This is a genomic window from Ruegeria alba (assembly GCF_022321465.1).
GTDB lineage: Bacteria > Pseudomonadota > Alphaproteobacteria > Rhodobacterales > Rhodobacteraceae > Ruegeria_B > Ruegeria_B alba.
In genome coordinates, this window is sequence record NZ_JAKOEM010000025.1 from 16,326 (window position 1) to 33,642 (window position 17,317).

18 protein-coding genes are annotated in these 17,317 nt (G+C 63.8%); 13 read left to right on the forward strand and 5 right to left on the reverse strand.

What is annotated here, in order from left to right; genetic code table 11:
• Nucleotides 1-3: 3 nt before the first annotated feature.
• From MB818_RS19310 to MB818_RS19320, 3 genes are read left to right on the forward strand one after another with little or no spacing between them, the layout of a single operon-like run.
• Nucleotides 4-948 carry an alpha-E domain-containing protein gene (locus MB818_RS19310; protein WP_234139087.1) on the forward strand — a complete coding sequence of 315 codons (945 nt, stop codon included), beginning with the start codon at nucleotides 4-6 and terminating at the stop codon, nucleotides 946-948.
• 3 nt (nucleotides 949-951) lie between these two features.
• A complete protein-coding gene (locus MB818_RS19315; RefSeq protein ID WP_234145796.1) occupies nucleotides 952-1,752 on the forward strand; it encodes a transglutaminase family protein in 801 nt (266 codons plus the stop codon).
• A 9-nt stretch (nucleotides 1,753-1,761) separates the two neighbouring features.
• Nucleotides 1,762-2,493, forward strand: coding sequence for a proteasome-type protease (locus MB818_RS19320; RefSeq protein ID WP_234139085.1), 732 nt, complete (start codon nucleotides 1,762-1,764; stop codon nucleotides 2,491-2,493).
• Nucleotides 2,494-2,526: 33 nt separating this feature from the next.
• Here MB818_RS19320 and MB818_RS19325 read toward each other — a convergent pair whose 3' ends face one another.
• From MB818_RS19325 to pepT, 4 genes are all read right to left on the reverse strand, one after another.
• Nucleotides 2,527-4,770, reverse strand: coding sequence for a DEAD/DEAH box helicase (locus MB818_RS19325; RefSeq protein ID WP_238906093.1), 2,244 nt, complete (start codon nucleotides 4,768-4,770; stop codon nucleotides 2,527-2,529).
• 122 nt (nucleotides 4,771-4,892) lie between these two features.
• Complete coding sequence (locus tag MB818_RS19330; protein ID WP_238906094.1) at nucleotides 4,893-5,855, reverse strand: ornithine cyclodeaminase family protein; 963 nt, start codon at nucleotides 5,853-5,855, stop codon at nucleotides 4,893-4,895.
• Nucleotides 5,852-6,709, reverse strand: a complete 858-nt coding sequence (locus MB818_RS19335; protein WP_238906095.1) for an alpha/beta fold hydrolase — start codon at nucleotides 6,707-6,709, stop codon at nucleotides 5,852-5,854. The genes MB818_RS19330 and MB818_RS19335 overlap by 4 nt, the downstream gene beginning before the upstream one ends.
• A 3-nt stretch (nucleotides 6,710-6,712) precedes the next feature.
• Entirely contained in the window at nucleotides 6,713-7,951 is a 1,239-nt protein-coding gene (gene pepT / locus MB818_RS19340; RefSeq protein ID WP_238906097.1) for a peptidase T, read from the reverse strand.
• A gap of 173 nt (nucleotides 7,952-8,124) precedes the next feature.
• On the opposite strand from pepT, the gene fghA reads away from it, so the two are divergent.
• The 9 genes from fghA (at nucleotide 8,125) to MB818_RS19385 (ending at nucleotide 14,779) form a co-directional block, all read left to right on the forward strand.
• A complete protein-coding gene (gene fghA / locus MB818_RS19345) occupies nucleotides 8,125-8,958 on the forward strand; it encodes an S-formylglutathione hydrolase (protein ID WP_238906115.1) in 834 nt (277 codons plus the stop codon).
• Nucleotides 8,959-8,966: 8 nt separating this feature from the next.
• Nucleotides 8,967-10,436: a Si-specific NAD(P)(+) transhydrogenase gene (sthA, locus tag MB818_RS19350; RefSeq protein WP_238906099.1), complete on the forward strand. Its 1,470-nt coding sequence runs from the start codon at nucleotides 8,967-8,969 to the stop codon at nucleotides 10,434-10,436.
• Nucleotides 10,433-10,897: a YaiI/YqxD family protein gene (locus tag MB818_RS19355; RefSeq protein WP_234139079.1), complete on the forward strand. Its 465-nt coding sequence runs from the start codon at nucleotides 10,433-10,435 to the stop codon at nucleotides 10,895-10,897. Before sthA ends, MB818_RS19355 begins: the two co-directional genes overlap by 4 nt.
• Nucleotides 10,898-11,123: 226 nt before the next feature.
• On the forward strand, nucleotides 11,124-11,438 hold the full coding sequence (rpsJ, locus tag MB818_RS19360; RefSeq protein ID WP_005621947.1) for a 30S ribosomal protein S10: 315 nt from the start codon (nucleotides 11,124-11,126) through the stop codon (nucleotides 11,436-11,438).
• 16 nt (nucleotides 11,439-11,454) lie between these two features.
• Nucleotides 11,455-12,180, forward strand: coding sequence for a 50S ribosomal protein L3 (gene rplC / locus MB818_RS19365; RefSeq protein WP_011049497.1), 726 nt, complete (start codon nucleotides 11,455-11,457; stop codon nucleotides 12,178-12,180).
• Entirely contained in the window at nucleotides 12,177-12,794 is a 618-nt protein-coding gene (gene rplD, locus MB818_RS19370) for a 50S ribosomal protein L4 (protein ID WP_234139078.1), read from the forward strand. The genes rplC and rplD overlap by 4 nt, the downstream gene beginning before the upstream one ends.
• Nucleotides 12,791-13,087, forward strand: a complete 297-nt coding sequence (locus MB818_RS19375) for a 50S ribosomal protein L23 (protein WP_093029010.1) — start codon at nucleotides 12,791-12,793, stop codon at nucleotides 13,085-13,087. The genes rplD and MB818_RS19375 overlap by 4 nt, the downstream gene beginning before the upstream one ends.
• Before the next feature lie 166 nt (nucleotides 13,088-13,253).
• A complete protein-coding gene (locus tag MB818_RS19380; RefSeq protein WP_234139077.1) occupies nucleotides 13,254-13,874 on the forward strand; it encodes an HAD family hydrolase in 621 nt (206 codons plus the stop codon).
• Nucleotides 13,871-14,779 (forward strand): ornithine cyclodeaminase family protein, encoded by a 909-nt coding sequence (locus tag MB818_RS19385; RefSeq protein ID WP_234182060.1) that lies wholly within the window; start codon nucleotides 13,871-13,873, stop codon nucleotides 14,777-14,779. The genes MB818_RS19380 and MB818_RS19385 overlap by 4 nt, the downstream gene beginning before the upstream one ends.
• A 16-nt stretch (nucleotides 14,780-14,795) precedes the next feature.
• On the opposite strand, the gene MB818_RS19390 is transcribed toward MB818_RS19385, so the two are convergent.
• Nucleotides 14,796-16,031: an MFS transporter gene (locus MB818_RS19390; protein ID WP_238906101.1), complete on the reverse strand. Its 1,236-nt coding sequence runs from the start codon at nucleotides 16,029-16,031 to the stop codon at nucleotides 14,796-14,798.
• Between the two features lie 150 nt (nucleotides 16,032-16,181).
• Here MB818_RS19390 and zapE point away from each other — a divergent pair, with 150 nt between their 5' ends.
• Nucleotides 16,182-17,243, forward strand: coding sequence for a cell division protein ZapE (gene zapE / locus MB818_RS19395; RefSeq protein WP_234139074.1), 1,062 nt, complete (start codon nucleotides 16,182-16,184; stop codon nucleotides 17,241-17,243).
• The last annotated feature ends 74 nt before the right edge of the window (nucleotides 17,244-17,317 follow it).

Below are 17,317 nucleotides of genomic sequence, written 5' to 3' on the forward strand. Positions count from 1 at the left end.
AACATGCTGGGAAAGACCGCCGGCGGGCTCTTCTGGATGTTCCGCTATCTCGAGCGCTCCGAGAATACCGCGCGCCTGATCGAGGCAGGCCAGCGCATCGCGCTGACCAGGTCAGGTTCGGTCGACGATGAATGGACCAGCGTGCTGCAATCGGCCGGCGCATATGCCGGCTATGTCGAAACCCATGGTTCCGAGGTTACCCGCGACGGCGCCATCGACTGGATGCTGCGGGACAAGGACAATCCCTCGTCCGTGCTCAACATGGCCGAAGCCGCGCGCAACAACGGCAAGACGGTCCGGACGGCATTGACGCGGGAGGCCTGGGAAAGCGTCAACGAAAACTGGATGACGCTGAAAGAGGCCCTGAAGCGCAAGGTGCCGGAGCGCGATCTGCCCGACGTTCTGACCCTGATCCGCCAACGCTCGGCCTTTGTGCGCGGGGCGATGCACGGCACGATGCTTCGCAATGACATCTACGATTTTGCCAGGATCGGCACCTTCATCGAACGTGCGGACAACACCGCGCGAATCCTTGATGTGAAATACTATGTGCTGCTGCCTTCGGTCGTTTCGGTGGGCAGTTCGTTGGACAACGTGCAATGGCAGACGATCTTGCGGTCTGTTTCCGCCGAGGGCGGATTTCACATGACCTTTGGCCAGGACCCTCGCCCGCGTGAGATCGCCCAGTTCCTGATCCTTGACCGCCGCATGCCGCGCAGTCTTGCATTCTGCGTCGACAAGATACGGTCGAACCTTGGCTATCTGGCGGACGATTACGGCGTGCGGCTGCGCTGTCATTCGATGTGCGACCAGCTGGCCGATCACACCATGTCCCGTGACATCGATGAAATCATCGAAATGGGGCTGCACGAGTTCATCACCGATTTCCTCAAGTCGCTATCCGCTCTCGGTGGCCAGACGGAAATCGATTACAGGTTCTATAACTGACCCATGCGCCTCAAGATCAATCATACCACCCACTACACATATGATGAGCCGGTGCCCTATGCGCTGCAACAGCTGCGCTTGACACCCAAGACCGGGCATGGGCAGACGGTCCTTGACTGGACGGTACGTGTGGAGGGTGGCCAAAAGCAGCTGAGCTTCGAGGACCAGCACCACAATACGGTCGATCTGATCAGTTTCGACGCGGGCACGACCGAGATCACGGTGCACTGCGAAGGGACGGTAGAGGTAGAGGACAACCATGGCGTGATCGGCCAGCATGGTGGGTTCATGCCGATGTGGATGTTTCTGCGTTCGACCGATGTAACCCGTGCCGGGCCGCTGGTGCGTCGCCTGGCAAGCGGTGTCGAGGGTGAACCCGGAAGCCTTGCCTGGCTGCATGGTCTTTCGGCAGCGATCCGCGCGGCGGTGACCTATGAGACCGGACGTTCCGATGTCGGCTGGAGCGCGGAAAACGTGCTGGATGCCGGGCATGGCGTGTGTCAGGACCATTCCCATGTCTTCATTGCTTGCTGTCGACATCTGGATGTTCCGGCCCGCTACGTGTCCGGTTACCTGATGATGAACGATCGCATCGATCAGGAAGCAACCCACGCCTGGGCCGAGGCCTGGATCGAAGGTCTTGGATGGGTCGGTTTTGATGTCTCGAACGGCATTTCCCCAGACACTCGATATGTCAGGGCCGCAACCGGTCTGGACTATGCCGAGGCTGCTCCGGTATCTGGAACACGATTCGGCACTGCGGGCGAAGCGCTTTCGGTGCAGGTTCAGGTCCAGCAGCAGTAAAGGCATGCGATGACATATTGCGTAGGGATGCGGCTCGAACGCGGGCTTGTCTTCATGTCTGACACGCGCACCAACGCCGGTGTCGACAACATCTCGACCTTTCGCAAGATGTTCACCTTCGAGAACCAAGGCGAGCGTTGCATCACCATCCTGACCGCAGGCAACCTGGCGACCACACAGTCGGTGATCTCGATCCTTGAGGAACGTACCAAGGCACCCGCCGACCGCAAGCCCTCGATCATGGAGGCGCCAACCATGTTTCAGGTGGCGCAATTGGTCGGTCAGACCCTGCGCGAGGTGATTGCCGCGAACTCGGAAGAAGGGCAGCGCGCGGACGCGGCGTTCAACGCGACCCTGATCGTGGGGGGACAGATTGCGGGCAGCCCGCCGCGTCTCTTCCTGATCTACCCCGAGGGGAATTTCATCGAAGCGGGCGAGGACACGCCGTATTTCCAGATCGGCGAGACCAAGTATGGCCGCCCGATCCTGGTGCGCGCCTACGAGCCGGACATGAGTTTCGAGGCGGCGGTCAAGTTGCTGCTGGTGAGTTTCGATTCGACGATAAAGGCCAACCTTTCGGTGGGTCTGCCGCTGGACCTGCAACTCTACGAGGAAGGCAGTTGCGCGCGTGGCCTGTCCCGCCGGATCGACGCTGACGACCCTTATTTCCAGGCCATTTCCTCGGGTTGGGGAACGGCCCTGAAATCGGCTTTTGACAGCCTTCCCGATGTAGAGCTCTGAACACCCGCCGACTGTCGTCGGCGGATGCTGTCGTCATTTCTTGCGGCGCGGCGGTGCATCACCACCCTTGTTCAGCGGCTTTCCCGCTGGCCGTGCAAAGGGCTTGCCCGGGCGGTTGGATTTACCTGCGTCTGCGTTCTTTTTGCGAAACGACTTGCCGGGATCCGATTTGTCCGATTGGTAAGGCTTTGCGCCGCTGCCCAGTGGCTTGCCAGAGCGATTGGGTTTGTCTCCACCACCCTGCGGCTTGTCCGAACGAAAGGGTTTGGCGCCCTTGGGCGCATCCGCACGATATCGTTTTTCTCCCTGCCCGCTCTCGGACTGACGCGGTTTGGCTTCGTCAGCTCGCGCTGGACGGAACGCCTTGGCGCTGCCGGGCTTGGACGGACGCTTGGGCGTATGGTCCGGTCGTCCCTCCGGCTTTGACCGAGCGTAGGTCGGTTTCGACGGCTTGGGTGTCACGGCCCTTGCAGGCCTCGCGCCTTTGTCCCTGGTCCCGCTATCCGGCTTTGGCTTGCTCCGGGGTGCCGCAGGTTCGGAGGCTGGATTTTTCGCTTCCGTCCGGTCCTGGGCCCGGACATCATGCGAAACTTCAGATGCGGTTTCCGTTCTGGGCGCGCGCGGTGTTCTTGGAGCAGGCCGAGCAGGCCGTTCGAAATCACGGTCTCGGCTCTTCTTGGGCGCGCGCGCGCGCGGAGTGTCGGCGGGAGGGCTATCGAGCAGTCGTGCAGTGATCTCCCCTTCGACGACACCGGACGGGCCGATCTGGTCGAGGAACCCCTGAACCGCCGCTTCGGCCAGTTCGACATGGGTTTCCTGCGCCTGCATGGTGATCTTGCCGATCTGGCTTTTCTCCAGATTGCCGGCCCGGCACAACAGCGGCAGCAGCCAGCGCGGTTCGGCCCGCTGTTCGCGTCCGACCGACAGCGAGATCCAGCGCGACGGGCCGAAACTGGCCGCCGCCGAGGCCGCGCTGCGCGCGGGTGGCTGGTTCAGTTCCTCGGGCGCGGTCAATCCGGCACGGTATAGACGCAGACAGGCCACCGCGATCTGATCGGGCGTGAATTGTTCCATCAGGCCGGCGGCGATGCGGGTTTCCTCGTCCTCGACCGGATCGGTCCAGAGCGGATCGGAGAGGAGCCGCGCTTCGTCCTTGGCCAGAATGTCCTCGGGCGTGGGGGCCTGGATCCATTCGGCCTCGATCTTGGCCCATTTCAGCAGGCGCGATGCTTTTTTGGAAATCTTGTCCGGCACGATCAGCGCCGAAATCCCCTTGCGCCCGGCGCGTCCGGTGCGGCCCGACCGGTGCAAGAGCCCTTCGGTGTTGGTCGGCAGATCGGCATGGATCACCAGGTCGAGATTGGGCAGGTCGATGCCGCGCGCGGCCACGTCGGTGGCGACGCAGACCCGGGCGCGCCCGTCCCGCATGGCCTGCAACGCATGGCTGCGCTCGTCCTGGCTCAGCTCTCCCGACAGGCTGACCACGGCAAAGCCGCGATTGGCCAGACGTGCGGTCAGCCGCGCCACGGCGGCGCGGGTATTGGCGAATACGATTGCAGTGGGCGCATCGTGGAACCTGAGCAGGTTGATGATCGCATGTTCACCGTCGCCACCCGAAACCTGCACCGCCTGATACGAGATATCGGCATGCTGGCGTTCGCCCCCAAGCGTCGAAATGCGCGCGGCCTGGCGCTGATAGGTCTTGGCCAGTTCCGCGATAGCCGGAGAGACGGTTGCCGAGAACAGCAGGGTGCGGCGGTTTTCGGGTGCCTCGCCCAGCATGAATTCCAGGTCTTCGCGAAAGCCGAGGTCAAGCATCTCGTCGGCCTCGTCCAGAACCACGGCGCGGATATCGGCCAGATCAAGCGCGCCGCGCGTGATGTGGTCGCGCAGGCGCCCCGGCGTGCCGACGACGATATGGGCGCCGCGCTCCAGCGCCCGGCGCTCGGTACGGGCATCCATGCCGCCGATACAGGTGGCGATACGGCCGCCCGCCTTGGCGAACAGCCATGTCAGCTCGCGGCTGACCTGCAGGGCCAGTTCGCGGGTGGGGGCCACGATCAGCGCCAGCGGCGCGGCGGGCGGGCCCAGTGTTTCGGCCTCACCCAGCAGGGTGGGGGCGATGGCCAGGCCAAAGCCCACGGTCTTGCCCGATCCGGTCCGGGCCGAGACAAGCAGGTCGGCGCTGGCCAATGCGGGGTCGGTGACCGCCTGTTGCACATCGGTCAGCGTGTCGAAGCCGCGCTCGGCGAGGGCATCGAGAAGGGGGGAAGTCATCAGGGGAATGTCCAATAGGGCGCGGGACTCACCCCGGCGCAAAGATTGGGCCATCTAACGAAGAGAGGCGCATTTGTCCATGCCTGACGGAACGAATGCAGGGAATACCGGCTATGTCACAATCAGATGGACGACGGCTGGCCGATGGCGCGGCAGACATGATCGGCGCAGGCCAGATCCTGCGCGGCGATGCCAAGCGAGCGGTAAAGCGTGATCGCATCGGTGTCGGGGCGCCCCGGAACCTTGGCCGCGAGCACTTCTCCGATCTCGCCCCTGACATGCGCTTCGGTCATCGCGCCCGTTTCCAGCGCCGAGATGATCTCGCGCGCCTGGGCAAAGGCCGAGGGTCGATAATCGACGAACAGCTCTGACTTCAACAGCAGCGCCTCGTCGATTTCCTGCATCGAAGGGATCGAGGCGCCGACCGCGTTCACATGCGTGCCCGGCCCGATCCAGTCGCCGTGCAGCACAACCGAGGGCGATGAGGTCAGCGTGCAGACGATATCGGCCCCATTGACCACCTGTTCGGCAGTGGCGGCGGCGGTGAACCTGATGCCGGGATAATGATCGGCCATGCGCCGGGCAAATGCGTTGGCGCGCTCGGGGTTGCGCCCGGCAACCCGGATCTCGGCAATCTCGCGAACCACCGTCAGCGCCTCGATATGGCTTTCAGCCTGTTCGCCCGTGCCGATCAGCGCCAGCACCCGTGCATCAGGCCGCGCCAGGGCTCGGGTTGCCACGGCGGTTGCGGCGGCGGTGCGGATCGCGGTGATCGCGTCGGCATCCAGTGCCGCGCGGGGCTGTCCGGTCTCGGCATCGAACAGCAACACCGTACCGATATGCGAGCTGAGCCCCTTGGCGGGATTGCCGGGGAACAGGCTGAGAACCTTGATGCCATAGAGCGTGGGGTCGCTCAGTGCGCCCGGCATCACACCCAGACGGTTGGTGCCGTCGATGTCCATCACCATGCGCAGTGGCAGATTGGCCTGCCCGTCCGAGACCCGGATCATCGTCAGTTCCACCACCTCGATGGCGTCGCGCATCGGCAAGTGCTGGCGGATTTCTTCGGCGGTTATGATCTTCATATCAGGCTCTCCTCTCCGGCAGGCCAGATCGTTTGGCCAGCCGGCAGGTCCAGCGCTTCGCGCAGCAATCCGGTATAGGCGTCGGGACGGGTGACATAGGGAAAGTGGCTGGCCGCCCGGAATCTGTAGGCGCGAACGGGGTCCAGCGCGGCGCGCAGGCCCTCGCGCATCGGTGGCGAGATCAGATGGTCGTCATCGCTTTGGACGGTAAAGATGCGGTCGCGGGGCAGGCTTTGCGGGGGCAGTTCCGGCGCTGTTTTCAGGGCCTGCAATCGCGCGCGCAGCTCATCTTCGGGAATGCGTCCGCGCACCTCTTGCAGCAAGAGAGGCGCCAGATCGCGATAGGGGTGATCGGGCGTTTGCCAAGTGGACAGCCCGGCCTCGAACCCGGCGCGCAGGTCGTGGATTGGCGTGGTGGCAAGGTCCAGCGCATAGGGCGGCACCTGGTCGATCCCGCGAACCGAGGCCAGTGTGTTGGCCGCCACCAGCCCGCTGCACAGTGCCGGTTCGGTGGCAGTCAGATACTGTGCCAGATAGCCGCCCAGCGACGAGCCGAGAACGGTCGCGCCCTGCATTTCGGCATCCGCGATCATCTGCGCCAGATCTGCCGCCCAATCGCTGATCCCGCCTGAGGCCGGATAGCTCACCGCGAGGATCCGTGCCTCCTTCGTCAGCACCGCGATCTGTTGCCAGAAGATGTCGGCCCGGCCCAGCGTGCCGGGGATCAGCACCAGCGCGGGGCCGCGCTGTCCTGCCCGGATCACGCCCCAGTCGCGGCCATTCACAAGATGGCGGGTTTCCGGGTGCAGGGCCGCAAAATTGTCGCGTTCGGCTATCAGGTCTCGGGTGCCCACACCTCAGCCCTTTGCCGCCATCTGCGCCAACGTCACGCAGGTGCGGGTGGCCGTTGCCATGTCTTGAACCGAGATCCATTCCAGCGGCCCGTGGATACACTGCATGCCGGTAAAGACATTGGGCGTCGGCACCCCCATCTCGGTCAGGCGAGAGCCATCGGTGCCGCCCCGGATCGGCACCGAGATCGGCGCGACCCCTTCGGCCTCGGCCGCCGCGCGGGCCAGCTCGACCGGTGTCATGTCCTTTTCCAGCCAATAGCGCATGTTGCGGTATTGCGGATAGATCTCGCATTTGATCGCCGCGCGCGGCTCGGCTGCCTGCACGGCGGCGCAGACCTGGCGCAGCAGCTCTCCCTTGGCGGCCAGCCCGTCCCGCTCGAAATCGCGCAGGATGAACTTGATGACCATCTCGGACGAGCCGCCCTCCATATCGGTGGCGTGGATGAATCCGTCACGCCCGTCGGTGGTTTCGGGGGTCATTGTCGCCTGGGGCAGCGTCTGCACGATCTTCGAGGCGAGGTGGATGGCGTTGACCATCTTCTCCTTGGCCCAGCCGGGATGGATCGACACGCCCGTCACCGTCACCACCGCGCGGTCGGCCGAGAAGCTTTCGTATTCGATCTCTCCCACCTGCCCGCCATCCAGCGTATAGGCGAAATCGGCGCGCAGATCGGCGGGCAGACGCTCGCTCACCCCGCGCCCGATTTCCTCGTCGGGGGTAAAGGCCACGCGGATCGGGCCGCGCGCGATATCGGGGTTGTTCAGCAGATGCCGAGCCATGGTCATGACGATGGCCACGCCCGCCTTGTCATCGGCGCCCAAGAGCGTGGTGCCCGAGGCGGTGATCAGGTCGTGACCGATCTTTTCCGCCAGATAGGGGTGTTCGGCGGGAGACAGCACCAGCGCGGGATCGTCGGGAAAGGTGATGTCACCACCGTTATAGCCGCTGATCACGCGCGGCTTCACGCCGCTGGCGTTGAATTGCGGTGCGGTGTCCACATGGGCCAGAAAGCCGACGGTCGGCCCCGGCGCGGTGCCGGGAATGGTGGCCAGCACAACGCCATAGTCGGTCAGTTCCACATCCTGGGCGCCCATTTCGACAAGCTCGTCACGCAGCAGGTGCAGCATGTCGAACTGACAGGCGGTGCTGGGTGAAGCGGGCGCAGTCTCGTCGCTCTGGCTGTCGATGGCGGCATAGCGCACGAGACGGTCCTGAAGTTCCTGATCGAATGGGTTTTGCATGTCACCTCCTGCGGTTGCCGCGATCAAAGGCGCAGGCCGGGGGCAAGTCAAGCGGGCCGCTACGCTATCACTGAGTGCCGCAAAAAGACGGGGCGGACCGGTCGGCATGCTTTACCTCTGGTCCCCGGACCGCTAGCCATTGCAGGGAACCAGAGGGAAAGGACCGCGTCATGATCGAAACCGTCTCGGAAAACGCCTGTTTCGGCGGTATTCAGGGTGTCTATCGCCATGCCTCGGCTGCGACCGGCTGTGACATGACCTTTGGCCTGTTCCTGCCGGCCGAGGCCAGGGACGGCCCGGTACCCGTGCTGTGGTATCTGTCGGGCCTGACCTGCACCCATGAAAACGCCATGGTCAAGGCGGGTGCGCAGGGATGGGCCGCCGAGCAGGGAATCGCCCTTGTTTTTCCCGATACCTCTCCGCGCGGCGAAGGGGTTGCGGATCACGAGGATTACGATCTGGGTCAGGGAGCCGGGTTCTATGTGAACGCCACGCAAGAGCCCTGGGCACCGCATTTCCGCATGTGGGATTACGTGGCCGAGGAACTGCCCGCTCTGGTGACCGAACATTTTGCCATCGACCCCGAGCGGCAGGCGATCACCGGCCATTCCATGGGCGGGCATGGGGCGCTGACACTGGCAATGAACCTGCCGGGGCGCTATCGCTCGGTTTCGGCCTTCGCGCCGATCTCGAATCCGACAGGCAGCGACTGGGGCCGCAAGCAGTTGACCGCCTATCTTGGCAATGACGAGTCGACCTGGGCCAAGCATGACGCGACATTGATGATGAAACAGGCGGGTTTTGACGGTCCGATTCTGATCGACACCGGGACCAGTGACCAGTTCATCGACCTGCTTCGCCCCGAGGCGCTGGCCGCCGCCATCGCCGAGCGCCGCCAGCAGGCCACCGTGCGGCTGCAACCGGGGTATGACCACTCCTATTTCTTCGTCTCCAGTTTCATGGAAGACCACGTGTCATTCCACGCCGAAGCGCTCTATCGCGATTGAGCAGCGGCATGAGCACGTTCGACTATGACCTGATCATCATCGGTTCCGGCCCCTCGGGGCGGGCTGCCGCGATCCAGGCGGGCAAGCTGAAACGCCGGGTGCTGGTGATCGACCGCAAGGACAGGCTGGGCGGTGTCTCGGTCCATACCGGCACCATCCCGTCCAAGACGCTGCGCGAAACGGTGCTGAACCTGTCGGGCTGGCGCGAGCGCAGCTTTTACGGGCGCTCCTACCGGGTCAAGGACCGGATCAGCGCCGAGGATCTCAAGGCGCGGCTGCACATGACGCTCGATTACGAGGTCGACGTGCTGGAGCATCAGTTCAACCGCAACCATATCGACACGCTGAACGGGTTGGCCCGCTTTGTCGGCCCGCACGAGATCGAGGTGGCGACCGAGGCGGGCGATACCACGCGCCTGACCGCCGCCAAGTTCCTGATCGCGACGGGTACGAAGACCTATCGCCCTGATTACGTGCCTTTCAACGGCAAGACGGTGGTGGATGGCGACGACTTTCTGGAGATGGAGCGGATCCCGCGTTCGCTGGCCGTGATCGGCGCCGGGGTGATCGGGGTCGAATATGCCAGCATGTTTTCGGCGCTGGATGTGCGGGTGACGCTGATCGAACCGCGCGAGACCTTTCTCGATTTCATCGACCGCACCCTGATCCAGGAATTCACCCATCAGATCCGCGAGAACGGTGTCGATCTGCGGCTGGGTTCTGCGGTGGAGAAGATCGAGGACACCGGCAGCCATATCGAGATCAGCCTGGCCAATGGCCGCCATATCCGGGCCGAGATGCTGCTGTTCGCCGCCGGGCGGATGGGCGCGACCTCGGCCCTGAACCTGGATGCGGTGGGGCTGGAAACCGATCACCGCAACCGGATCACGGTGGATCGCAAGACCTATCAGACATCGGTGCCCCATATCTATGCCACTGGCGACGTGATCGGGCACCCCTCGCTTGCCTCGACCTCGATGCAGCAGGGGCGGGTTGCGGCCTGTCATGCGCTGGAAACCCCGACCCTGCCGGAAAGCCCGTGGTTCCCCTATGGCATCTATTCGGTGCCCGAGATGTCCACCTGCGGCATGTCCGAGGAAGAGTTGCAGGAACGCGGCATCCCCTACGAGGTGGGCGTGGCACGATTCCGCGAGACCTCGCGCGGGCATATCATGGGGCTGGAACATGGCATGCTGAAGATGCTGCTGAGCCTCAAGACCCGCCGCGTGCTGGGTGTGCAGATCGTGGGCGAGGGCGCGACCGAACTGATCCATATCGGCCAGGCGGTGATGAACCTGAAGGGCACGGTGGACTATTTCGTGCAGAACACGTTCAACTATCCGACCCTGGCAGAGGCCTATCGCACCGCCGGTCTGGATGCGTTCAACCGGATGCCCATCCCCGAGGAGTTCAAGGTAAAGCGCAAGAACGGCAAGGCCGAGACCGCCGACAAGAAACCCTCGACCAAAGAGAAATGACGACGCTTTATATCGATGCCGATGCATGCCCGGTGAAGGCCGAGGCCGAGCGGGTGGCGACCCGACACCGGCTGCGCATGGCGGTGGTGTCGAACGGGGGGCTGCGCCCGTCGCAGAACCCGCTGGTCGAAACCGTGATCGTGCCCGATGGGCCGGACGTGGCCGACATGTGGATCGCCGAGCGCGCCGGGCGCGGCGATGTGGTGATCACCGCCGACATTCCGCTGGCTGCGAAATGCGTCGAGGCGGGCGCCCGGGTGCTGCGCCACAATGGCGAGGCCTTTACCCCCGCCAATATCGGCCAGCAACTGGCGATGCGCGACCTTATGGCCGATCTGCGCGCGGCCAACCCGCTGGGCGCGGGCGGCGGCGGCAAACCCTTTTCCAAGGCTGACCGAGCCCGGTTTCTGGACGCGCTGGAGCGCGAGATCCGCGCGGCGCAAAGGGAGGCCCAGGGCTGATACCCGGCCCGCAATCCCCTTGACGGGTGGGAATTGCCGGAAAAGCGACCGCATCCCGCCAGGTGGGGCCAAAACCCCTTGTCAGCCATCCCGACCCCTAGTATAGCGCGCGGGTTCTCGATGAGAATTTGACGGCGGGGTGATTCCCGCCGTTTGGGTTCGACGAGGGTTTGCGATGCGCGCGGATCCTCCTCTCAACCCCAACGCCTGACAAAAAGGCATGACAATGCAAAGCCAAAATATCCGTATCCGGCTGAAGGCATTTGACTATCGCGTTCTGGACGCCAGCACGCAAGAGATCGTCAACACTGCCAAGCGGACCGGCGCGCAGGTGCGCGGTCCGATCCCGCTGCCGAACAAGATCGAGAAGTTCACGGTTCTCCGTGGCCCTCACGTCGACAAGAAAAGCCGTGACCAGTTCGAGATCCGCACCCACAAGCGGCTCCTGGATATCGTGGATCCGACCCCGCAGACGGTGGACGCGCTGATGAAGCTCGACCTCGCCGCCGGCGTGGACGTCGAGATCAAGCTGCAGTCGTAAGATCGGAGGGTAGAGAATGCGTTCCGGTATTATCGCAAAGAAAGTCGGCATGACCCGGCTGTTCATGGAAGACGGCAAGCAGATCCCTGTGACCGTTCTTCAGCTGGACAACCTGCAGGTCGTCGCCCAGCGCACCACCGAGAAGGACGGCTATACCGCCGTTCAGCTGGGTGCAGGCACCCCCAAGATCAAGCGCGTGTCCAAGGCCATGCGCGGCCACTTCGCCGCACAGAAGGTCGAGCCCAAGCGCAAGCTGGCCGAGTTCCGCGTGTCCGAAGACGCGCTGATCGAAGTTGGCGCCGAGATCTCGGCCGAGCACTTCCTGACCGGCCAGAAGGTCGACGTGTCGGGGACCTCGATCGGTAAGGGTTTCGCCGGTGCCATGAAGCGCCACAACTTCGGTGGTCTGCGCGCCTCGCACGGCGTGTCGATCAGCCACCGTTCGCACGGCTCCACCGGTCAATGTCAGGACCCGGGCCGCGTGTTCAAGGGCAAGAAGATGGCCGGTCACATGGGTGCTGCCCGTGTCACCACCCAGAACCTCGAAGTCGTGAAAACCGACGCCGAGCGTGGTCTGGTCTTCATCAAGGGCGCCGTGCCCGGTCCGAAGTCCGGCTGGGTCACCGTCAAGGATGCCGTCAAGAAGAAAGCACCGGAAGGCCTGCCCTTCCCGGCTGCTGTGAAATCGGCCGCAACCGAAGCACCTGTTGCCGAAGCGCCCGCCGAAGGGGGTGAAGCATGAAACTCGATGTGATCAAACTCGACGGCTCCAAGGCCGGTGACATCGACCTGGACGAAGCCCTGTTCGGGCTGGAACCGCGTGCGGACATCCTGCACCGTGTGGTCCGCTGGCAGCGCAACAACGCGCAGGCCGGCACCCACAAGGTTCTGACCAAGTCGGAAGTCAGCTACTCGACCAAGAAGATCTACCGCCAGAAGGGCACCGGTGGCGCGCGTCATGGCTCGCGCAAATCGCCGACCTTCCGCCACGGTGGCGTCTACAAGGGTCCGACCCCGCGGTCGCACGGCCACGACCTGACCAAGAAGTTCCGCAAGCTGGGCCTGCGCCACGCGCTGTCGGCCAAGGCCAAGGCAGGTGAACTGGTCGTGATCGAGAACGCCGAATCCGAAGGCAAGACCGCAGCTCTGGCCAAGCAGGTTGCAAACCTGGGCTGGAAGCGCGCGCTGGTCATCGACGGCGCCGCGGTCAACGAAGGGTTCGCCCGCGCCGCGCGCAACATCGAAGGTCTGGATATCCTGCCGTCGATGGGCGCAAACGTCTATGACATCCTCAAGCGTGACACCCTGGTGCTCACCAAAGCGGCTGTCGAAGCACTGGAGGCTCGTCTGAAATGAGCGCGAAAGCACAACATTACGACGTGATCCGCAAGCCGATCATCACCGAGAAATCGACCATGGCATCCGAAAACGGTGCCGTGGTGTTCGAAGTGGCGATCGACAGCAACAAGCCTCAGATCAAGGAAGCGGTCGAAGCGCTGTTCGGCGTCAAGGTGAAGGCGGTCAACACCACCGTCACCAAAGGCAAGGTCAAGCGTTTCCGCGGCCAGCTGGGCAAGCGGAAAGACGTGAAAAAGGCCTATGTGACCCTCGAAGAGGGCAACACGATCGACGTGTCGACCGGCCTCTGAGCGACCCAGCTCTTGCAACAGATCGAACCCCGGCTGCCCCGCGCAGCCGGGGTTTTTCGTTTCGCGGGTTGGTGCGGATGTTTCGGGTTGATCATCCGGCCCGCTCTTGGTTCAGTCCGACGCAGGGCCGCTGGTCTGCATTCATTCAGGGCAAGAGAGATTTCAGATGACAATCGAGGCGGTGGTTTTCGACATCGGCAATGTGCTGATCGAGTGGCAGCCGGAACGGTATTATGACCGCGTTCTGGGCGAGGAGCGGCGGCGGCAGATGTTTGCCGAGGTCGATCTGCATGGCATGAACGACCTGGTCGATCAGGGCCATCATTTCACCGATACGATCTATGGCTGGGCCGAGAAATACCCCGAATGGCGCGATCAGATCCGGGATTGGCACGACAACTGGATCGAACTGGCGTCGCCTGAAATCCCGCATTCGGTGCGCCTGCTCAGGGCGCTCAGAAACAAGGGCGTGCCGGTCTTTGCGCTGACCAATTTCGGGGTACAGAATTTCGACTACGCCTGCACGGTTTACCCGTTCCTGACCGAGTTCGACCGGGCCTATGTCTCGGGCCGGATGCAGATGGTGAAACCGCACGCGCCGATCTATGCCGCGGTCGAGGATGATTGCGGGCTGGCGCCCGGGACCTTGCTATTCGCCGATGACCGGGTCGAGAATATCGATGCCGCGCGTATGCGCGGCTGGCAGGTACATCATTTCACCGGGCCTCAGGGCTGGGCCGCGCGCCTGGTGGCCGAGGGGCTGTTGACCGAAGGAGAGGCCGCATGAGCATACCCCATATTCCCTTTGCCGAGGGCGAGGCCAAGCTGGACTGGCTGGAACTGACGCGGGCGCTGGCCGATGGCCACAGCCTGCCCAAGGCGCAGATCGGCGATACGTTCCTGTATCGCGATCCCGACACGATGCTGACGCGGTCGGCCTGGATCGACGGGCTGGGCATTGCGGTCAAGACCGCCAATATCTTTCCGCGCAACCCCGAGCGGGGCGACCCGATGATCAACGGGGCCGTGAACCTTTACAGCGACCATGACGGGGCGCTGTCGGCGCTCGTGGATTTCCACCTGGTGACCAAGTGGAAGACGGCGGGGGACAGCCTGCTGGCCGCGCTGCGGCTGGCCGACCCCGACGCGCGCGAGGTGCTGGTGGTGGGCGCGGGCACTGTGGGCCTGTCCCTGTGCGAGGCGTTTGGGGCGGGGTTCCCCAAAGCGGCCCTGAAGATGTGGAACCGCACCCGGTCCAAGGCCGAGGAGGTCGCGGCGCGGTATGACGGGCTGGAGGTGGTCGACGATCTGGCCACGGCGGTGAACCGCGCCGACATCATCGTCACCGCCACCATGTCGAGCGAGCCGGTCATTCGCGGCGAATGGCTGCGCCCGGGTCAGCACCTGAACCTGATCGGCGCCTATCGGCCCGACATGCGCGAGGCCGATGACGAGGCCATGCGCCGTGCGCGCATCTTTGTCGACAGTTTCGATACTACGGTGGACCATATCGGGGAGTTGATGATGCCGCTGGCCGATGGGGTGATCACCCGCGCCGATGTGGTGGCCGATTACTACGATCTTGATGCTTTCAAAGCGTCGCGCGACGACATCACAGTGTTCAAGAATGGCGGCGGTGCGCATCTGGACCTGATGACCAGCCGCTACATTCTGGACAAGTGGCAGGGCTGACCCTGCCACACTCTGTTCATGCGGGCACTGGCGCCCGGTTCTCGCGGATCGGCAGGTGGACGATGGCGCTGAAGGCGCCGACGCCGACGCCGATCCACCAGACCATGGTGTAATCGCCGTATAGGTCGTACATCCGCCCGCCCAGCCAGACGCCGAGGAACCCGCCCAGCTGGTGGCTGAGGAAGATGATGCCATAGAGCGTGCCCATGTAGCGCAGCCCGTAAAGATGCGCGACAAGGCCCGAGGTCAGCGGCACGGTGGCAAGCCAGAGCGAGCCCATCGCCACCGAAAAGAGGATCACCGACAGCGGGGTGATCGGCAGCAGGATGAATGCGGCTCCGATCACGGTCCGGGCGGTGTAGATACCGGCAAGCAGGTATTTCTTGGGGAAATGCTTGCCCGCCCAGCCCGCCGTCAGGGTGCCTGCGATATTGGCCAGCCCCACCAGCGAGATCGCCACCGCACCCAGCGCCGAGGTGGTGGTGATCCCCATCGAATGCAGTACGCCGCCGGGCAGGATCGGCCCGCACATCTCGGTCACGAAGGCGGGGAAATGCGCGGTGATGAACGAGAGCTGATAGCCGCAGCTGAAAAAGCCCAGAAAGATCAGCGTATAGGACGGGTCGCGAAAGGCGCGGGACAGGATCTGGCCCATGCTTTCTTGCAGCTCGGCCTTGCTGGCCGGTTCGGGCGCGCGCAACATCGGCAGGGTCAGCACCAGCGCCAGGATTGCCACCGCAAAGACGATGAACACCTGTTGCCAGGGCAGGAAGGTCAGCAGCCATTCCGCCGTGGGCGCGCCGATCACCTGTCCGACGCTGCCTGCGGCGGTGATGAGGGCGAGGCTCATCGAGCGGTTGTCGTCGCTGGAGGCGCGGGCGACCACCGCGAGGATCACGCCAAAGCCGGTGCCCGCGATGCCGAACCCCACCGCCCAGGCATAGATCTGATGTTCGAGCGGTGTGGTCGACCAGGCGCTGAGCACCATGCCGCCAGCATAAAGGAGCGCGCCGAGAAAGATCGCCTTGCGGTCGCCGATCTTTTCCGAAATGGCGCCAAAGATCGGCTGGCCGATGCCCCAGGCGAGGTTCTGGATGGCGATGGCCAGTGAGAAATCCGAGCGCAGCCAGCCGAACTCCTCGGCGATCGGGATCTGGAACACGCCGAACGAGGCGCGCACCGCAAAGCTGACGGTGATGATGATGCAGCTGACGATCAGGATCGGATTGATCAGGCGGGCCGAACGGTCCATTGGCGGTCTCCGTGGTATTGTTCGCCGGACCCTAAGCTGAAACATGGCGGCGTCAATTCAGGAGTTTTTCGGGCATCATTAACGAAAATTGATGCGAGCAGCGGTAACGGGCCGCTTCTCAAGGCCGGGCAGGTTGGGTATGGCTGCAAAATGACCGTTGTTTCCGATCTTTACGCCGCCCGTGTGGCCGCGGGCACCCTGCATGCCGATACCGCCCAAGAGGCGGCACTGGCCGAGTTCGACCGGATTCACCAAGCATTGAGCACACCGGTAAAGCGCGGGTTGTTCCGCAAGGCGCCGCCGCCGCCTCGGGGCCTGTACCTGTGGGGCGGGGTCGGGCGCGGCAAGTCGATGCTGATGGATCTGTTTGTCGAGGCGCTGGGCGATACGGTGCCGGTGCGCCGGGTGCATTTCCATGCCTTCATGCAGGAGATCCACGCCGGCATGCATGCCGCGCGCAATGAGGGTGTCGCCGATGCGTTGGCGCCTGTCGCGGATGCGGTAATCCGCTCGGTCAAGGTGCTGGCCTTTGACGAGATGCAGATCACCGATATCACCGACGCGATGATCGTGGGGCGGCTCTTTGAGGCGCTGTTCGCTGCGGGCGTGGTGGTGGTGACCACCTCGAACCGCGTGCCGGACGATCTGTACAAGGACGGGCTGAACCGGCAGCTGTTCCTGCCGTTCATCGAGTTGATCAAGGAACGGATGCGGGTGTGGGAGATGGTGTCGCCAACCGATTACCGTCAGAACCGGCTGGAAGGGAGCCGCGTCTATTTCACCCCGATCGGACCTGCGGCGCGTGGCGAGATCGAGGCGATCTGGCGCGACCTGACGGGTGGTGCAAGCACGCCGCTGATCCTGAAGGTCACTGGTCGCGACGTGGAACTGCCCGCGTTCCGCAACGGGATCGGGCGGGCCAGCTTCTATGACTTGTGCGGGCGGATGCTGGGACCGGGCGACTATCTGGCCATCGCCGGAGCGGTCAAGGTTCTGGTGCTCGAGGACATTCCGCGTCTGAGCCGCAACAATTTCAACGAGGCCAAGCGGTTCGTGACCCTGATCGACGCGCTTTACGAGGCGCGGGTGCGGCTGATCTGTTCGGCGGCGGCCGAGCCGGAGATGCTCTATGTCGAGGGCGAGGGCACGTTCGAGTTCGAGCGCACCGCCTCGCGCCTGCGCGAAATGCAGGACAAGGAGTGGGGCAAGTAGGGGGGCGCAGCCCCCCGGCACAAAATTCGCAGAATTTTGTCGCCTCCCCCCGGAGTATTTGCGGCGGAATGAAG

Coding starts and splice junctions, on each gene's coding strand:
- MB818_RS19310 (WP_234139087.1), top strand. CDS start 4: ATGCTGGGAAAGACCGCCGGCGGGCTCTTCTGGATGTTCCGCTATCTC.
- MB818_RS19315 (WP_234145796.1), top strand. CDS start 952: ATGCGCCTCAAGATCAATCATACCACCCACTACACATATGATGAGCCG.
- MB818_RS19320 (WP_234139085.1), top strand. CDS start 1,762: ATGACATATTGCGTAGGGATGCGGCTCGAACGCGGGCTTGTCTTCATG.
- MB818_RS19325 (WP_238906093.1), bottom strand. CDS start 4,770: ATGACTTCCCCCCTTCTCGATGCCCTCGCCGAGCGCGGCTTCGACACG.
- MB818_RS19330 (WP_238906094.1), bottom strand. CDS start 5,855: ATGAAGATCATAACCGCCGAAGAAATCCGCCAGCACTTGCCGATGCGC.
- pepT (WP_238906097.1), bottom strand. CDS start 7,951: ATGCAAAACCCATTCGATCAGGAACTTCAGGACCGTCTCGTGCGCTAT.
- sthA (WP_238906099.1), top strand. CDS start 8,967: ATGAGCACGTTCGACTATGACCTGATCATCATCGGTTCCGGCCCCTCG.
- MB818_RS19355 (WP_234139079.1), top strand. CDS start 10,433: ATGACGACGCTTTATATCGATGCCGATGCATGCCCGGTGAAGGCCGAG.
- rpsJ (WP_005621947.1), top strand. CDS start 11,124: ATGCAAAGCCAAAATATCCGTATCCGGCTGAAGGCATTTGACTATCGC.
- rplC (WP_011049497.1), top strand. CDS start 11,455: ATGCGTTCCGGTATTATCGCAAAGAAAGTCGGCATGACCCGGCTGTTC.
- rplD (WP_234139078.1), top strand. CDS start 12,177: ATGAAACTCGATGTGATCAAACTCGACGGCTCCAAGGCCGGTGACATC.
- MB818_RS19375 (WP_093029010.1), top strand. CDS start 12,791: ATGAGCGCGAAAGCACAACATTACGACGTGATCCGCAAGCCGATCATC.
- MB818_RS19380 (WP_234139077.1), top strand. CDS start 13,254: ATGACAATCGAGGCGGTGGTTTTCGACATCGGCAATGTGCTGATCGAG.
- MB818_RS19385 (WP_234182060.1), top strand. CDS start 13,871: ATGAGCATACCCCATATTCCCTTTGCCGAGGGCGAGGCCAAGCTGGAC.
- MB818_RS19390 (WP_238906101.1), bottom strand. CDS start 16,031: ATGGACCGTTCGGCCCGCCTGATCAATCCGATCCTGATCGTCAGCTGC.
- zapE (WP_234139074.1), top strand. CDS start 16,182: ATGACCGTTGTTTCCGATCTTTACGCCGCCCGTGTGGCCGCGGGCACC.